A 4,800-nucleotide genomic window follows, 5' to 3' on the forward strand; every position below is an offset into this window, starting at 1 on the left:
CCCCACCCCCGACGACACCTCCCCCGGCGCCTACAACCTGGTCGTCCTCGCCGCGCTGATGTCGGCCGAACTGCCGGGCAGCCGACTGCACATCGTCACCCGGTGCGCGCAGGCCACCGTCGCCGGTGAGCCGGTCGAGCCGCTGGGGGCGCCCGCCTGGGGCATCGGCCGGGTGCTGCGTCATCAGGAGCTGCCCGGCCACCCGGGCAAGCTGGTCGACCTCGGCCCGGACGGGGACCGCGACGGCGAGGCCGCCGCGTTGCTGCGTGAGTTCACGGTCGGCGACGAGGACGAGATCGCGCTGCGGGACGGGCGTCGGCTCACCTGCCGGCTGCGGCGCGCGGAGGGGCTGAGTCGGCCGCTGCCGCCGCGGTTCCGCCCGGACGCCGCGTACCTCGTCACGGGCGCCTTCGGCGCGCTCGGCCGGCTGCTGTGCCGCACGCTGGTCCGGCGCGGTGTCCGCCTGCTGATCCTGGTCGGCCGTGGCCCGCTGCCGCCGCGCGAGGAGTGGCGGGACGTCGACCCGACCGGCCCGGAGGGCCTGCGCGTCGCCTTCCTGCGGGAGCTGGAGGCCCTGGGCGCGGAGCCGGTCCCGGCGCGACTGGACATCACCGACGAGTCGGCGCTGGCCGCCTGGCTGGCCGAGTACCGGCGGCTGGACCGGCCGCCGATCCGCGGCGTGTTCCACCTGGCGGGCCAGGTCCGGGACACCCTGGTCGGCGAGCTGGACCGGGAGACGTTCGACGCGGCGTACGACCCGAAGGTGCTCGGCGCGCTCGCCCTGCACCGGCAGCTGGCCCGTGAACCGCTGGACCACTTCGTGCTGTTCGCCTCGATCGCCTCGCTGCTGACCACGGCCGGCCAGACCAACTACGCCGCGGGGAACGCCTTCCTTGACGCGCTGGCCCACCACCGCCGGGCGCTCGGTCTGCCCGCGCTGAGCCTCGACTGGGGCCCCTGGGCGACCGGGATGATCGAGGAACTGGGTCTGATCGACCACTACCGCGCCAGCCGGGGCATGAGTTCGCTCGCCCCGGAGACCGGCATGGCCGTACTGGAACGGGTGCTCGGCCAGGACCGAGCCCAGTTGCTGATCGCGACCGTGGTGGACTGGCTGGTCTTCCTCTCCTGGTACCCGGCTCCGCCGCCGCTGGTGGCCGACCTGGCCGCCGCCGCCCGGGAGTCCAACCCGGCGGCGCAGCCGACCGGCCCGCTGGAGACGCTGCGGGCGGCGGGGGAGGCCGAGCGGCTGTCCCTGCTCACCGGGTGGTTCGGCGGGCTGGTCGCCTCCGTGCTCCGGGTGCCGGCCGACCAGATCGAACCGGGCGCCGGACTCGGCGCCCTCGGCCTGGACTCCCTGCTCGCGATGGAGCTGCGGGCCCGCCTCACCACCGAACTCGGCACCACCCTCCCGTTGGTGGCACTGCTGAGCAACGCGCCGGTCGCCGAGCTGGTGGCCCAGCTGTACGAGTCGCTGGCCGAGCTGCTCCACGAGGAGCGGCCCGGCCGGGGCGGGACCAGTGTCGAGCGGTACGAGGACGAGTCGGCGTACCCGCTGACGCAGAACCAGAAGGCCCTGTGGTTCCTCAAGCAGCTCGACCCGGACGGGTTCGCCTACAACATCGGCGGCGCGGTCGAGGTCCGGGTGGAGCTGGAACCCGAGCTGATGGCCCTCGCCTTCCGCACCATGGTCGAGCGGCATCCCGGTCTGCGGGCCAACTTCGTACTCGATGACGGCGGGCCAGTGCAGCGGATCTCCGCCGCGGTGGAGCCGGACTTCGGGGTCGTCGACGTCGAGCACCTGGACTGGGACGAGATCCACGCGATGATCGTCCAGGAGTACCGCAGGCCGTACGACCTGGAGCGCGATCCGCTGGTGCGGTTCCGGCTGTTCCGGCGCGGCCCGGCCCGGTGGGTGATCATGAAGGCCGTCCACCACATCGTCTCGGACGCGATCTCCACGTTCACCTTCATCGAGGAGCTGCTCGCGGTCTACGAGGGGCTGCGGCGCGGCGAGGCGCCCCAGCTGCCCCCGGTGTCCGCGCGCTACCTGGACTTCCTCAACCGGCAGAACGAGTTCCTGGCCGGGCGCGAGGCGTCGAGGATGCTCGACTACTGGCGGTCGCGGCTGCCCGCCGAGGTGCCGACCCTCGAACTGCCCACCGACAGGCCGCGCCCCGCGGTGCAGACCCACAACGGCGCCTCGGAGTTCTTCGTCCTGGACGAGGAGCTGAGCGCCCGGGTGCACGCGCTGGCCCGCGAGCACAACGTCACCGTGTTCATGGTGCTGCTCAGCGCCTACTACCTGCTGCTGCACGCGTACTCGGGTCAGGACGACCTCGTGGTCGGCAGCCCGGTGACGGGCCGCACCGACGAGGAGTTCGCCGGCGTCTACGGCTACTTCGTCAACCCGCTGCCGCTGTATGTCTCGCTGGCCGGCGAGCCGACCGTGGCCGAGCTGCTGGACCGGGTGCGGACCACCGTGCTGGGCGGCCTCGACCACCAGGAGTACCCGTTCGTGCTGCTGGTGGAGAAGCTCGGTCTGCAGCACGACCCCAGCCGCTCGGCGGTCTTCCAGGCGATGTTCATCCTGCTCCACCACAAGGTCGCCACGGAGAAGTACGGCTACCGGCTGGAGTACATCGAGCTGCCCGAGGAGGAGGGGCAGTTCGACCTCACACTCTCCGCGTACGAGGACGAGTCGGAGCACCGCTTCCACTGCGTGCTCAAGTACAACACCGACCTCTTCCTGCCGGAGACGGTGGCCCGGCTGGCCGCGCACTACGTCAGCCTGCTCACGGCACTGACCACATCGGGCCCGGAGCGCGCGGCGACCGGCCTCGAACTGCTCGGCCCCGACGAGCGGGCCCTGGTGCTCGGGCGGTGGAGCGGAGCGGACCGGCGGGTCGTGTACGACGAGCCGGTGCACGAGCTGATCCTGCGTGTGGCGGCGGCCGATCCGACGGCGCCGGCGGTGGTGATGCCGGCCGGCTCCGGCCCGGCCGTCCGGCTCACCTACGGCGAGCTGGCCGAACGCTCGGCGCGGGCCGCCGCCCGGCTGCGCGCGCTGGGCGCCGGGCCCGGCTCGGTGGTGGCCCTCTGCCTGGAGAAGTCCCCGGAGCTGATCGTCGCCCTGCTCGCGGTGCTCCGCACCGGCGCCGCGTATCTCCCGCTCGCCCCCGGCGACCCCGCCGACCGGCTGGCCTACATGGTCGAGCACGCGGGAGCGGACCTGCTGATCGCCGACGACCACGACAGGCTCGACCGACTCCACGGGCTCGACGGGCTCCCGGCCCGGCTGATCACCACGGGCGAACTGGGCGCGTCGGAGGCCGGGTTCGCGGACGAGCCAGTGGGTCTGGAGGCACCCGCATACGTCATCCATACCTCCGGGTCCTCCGGTCGCCCCAAGGCCGTCCGGGTGTCGCACGGCAATCTGGCCTCGGCGTACCAGGCGTGGCGTACCGAGTACCGGCTGGAGACCGACGTCAGGGTGCACCTCCAGATGGCCGCCCCCTCCTTCGACGTCTTCACCGGGGACGTGGTCCGCGCCCTCTGCTCGGGCGGGACCCTGGTGCTGGTCGGACGGGAGCTGCTGTTCGACACGGCCCGGCTCCACGAGGTGATGCGCGCCGAGCGGGTGGACGCCGCCGAGTTCGTCCCGGCGGTCGCCCGCGTCCTCGCCGATCACTGCGAACGGGAGAGGCTGCGGCTGGATTTCATGCGGCTGCTGGTGGTCGGTTCGGACGTGTGGAAGGTCGAGGAGTACGAGCGGCTGCGCGCCCTGTGCGGCCCCAGGACCAGGCTCGTCAACTCGTACGGCCTCACCGAGGCCACCATCGACAGCGCGTACTTCGAGGGTCCGGTGGACGGGCTGGAGCCCAGCCGGATGGTGCCCATCGGGCGGCCCTTCCCGAACAGCACCCTCTATCTGCTGGACCGGCACGGACGCCCGGTCCCGCCCGGTGTCACCGGCGAGCTGTGGATCGGCGGGTCCGGCGTGGCACTCGGCTACGCGGGCGACGAGGAACGGACCGCCCGGCGGTTCACCACCCTGCCGCTGGGCGGCGCCGACGGCACCGAGCCGGTCCGGGTCTACCGCACGGGTGACCTCGCATGCTGGGACGCGGACGGCGGGGTGCGTCTGCTCGGCCGGGTCGACACGCAGATCAAGGTGCGAGGGCACCGGATCGAGCCGGGGGAGATCGAGAGCCGGCTCGCGGAGTGGCCCGAACTGGACCGGGCGGTGGTCACCGTCCGTGCCGACGGGCGGGGCGAGAACACACTCTGCGCCTACTGCGTGCCGGCCCCCGGCAGGACCCTGGACCGGCGTGAGCTCCGCCGTCATCTGGCCGGCCTCCTGCCGACCTTCATGATCCCGGTGCACTTCACCGAGGTGCCCGCGCTGCCGCTCACCGCCAACGGCAAGGTGGACCTCGCCGCGCTGCCCGCCCCCGCGACGGACGGCGTGGAGCGGACGGCCGAGCCGCCCGCGACCCTGTACGAGGTCAGGATGGCCGAGCACTGGCAGGCGCTGCTCGGCATCGAGAAGCCGGGACTCCAGCACGACTTCTTCGAGTGTGGCGGCTCCTCGATCAGGCTGATCGAGCTGATCCACGGTCTCCAGGCCGAGTTCAACATCACCGTCCCGGTGAGCAGGCTGTTCGAGGTGACCACCCTGCACGGGATGGCCCGCACCGTCGAGCACATCATCACCGGCCGGATCGAGGGCGGCCGACCGTACCTCTGGTTCAACCGGGAGCAGCGGCAGACCCTGTTCTGCTTCCCGCCGGCCGGCGG

Annotated in this window: 1 protein-coding gene; it reads left to right on the plus strand. The window is 72.7% G+C overall.

All coding sequences use genetic code 11. The features are described 5' to 3' along the window. Window positions 1-4,800, plus strand: a 4,800-nt coding sequence (locus AOK23_RS33490; RefSeq protein ID WP_240496685.1) for a non-ribosomal peptide synthetase, incomplete at both ends; no start/stop codon positions are given.

Source organism: Streptomyces torulosus (assembly GCF_001419765.1).
GTDB classification, from domain to species: Bacteria; Actinomycetota; Actinomycetes; order Streptomycetales; family Streptomycetaceae; genus Streptomyces; species Streptomyces torulosus.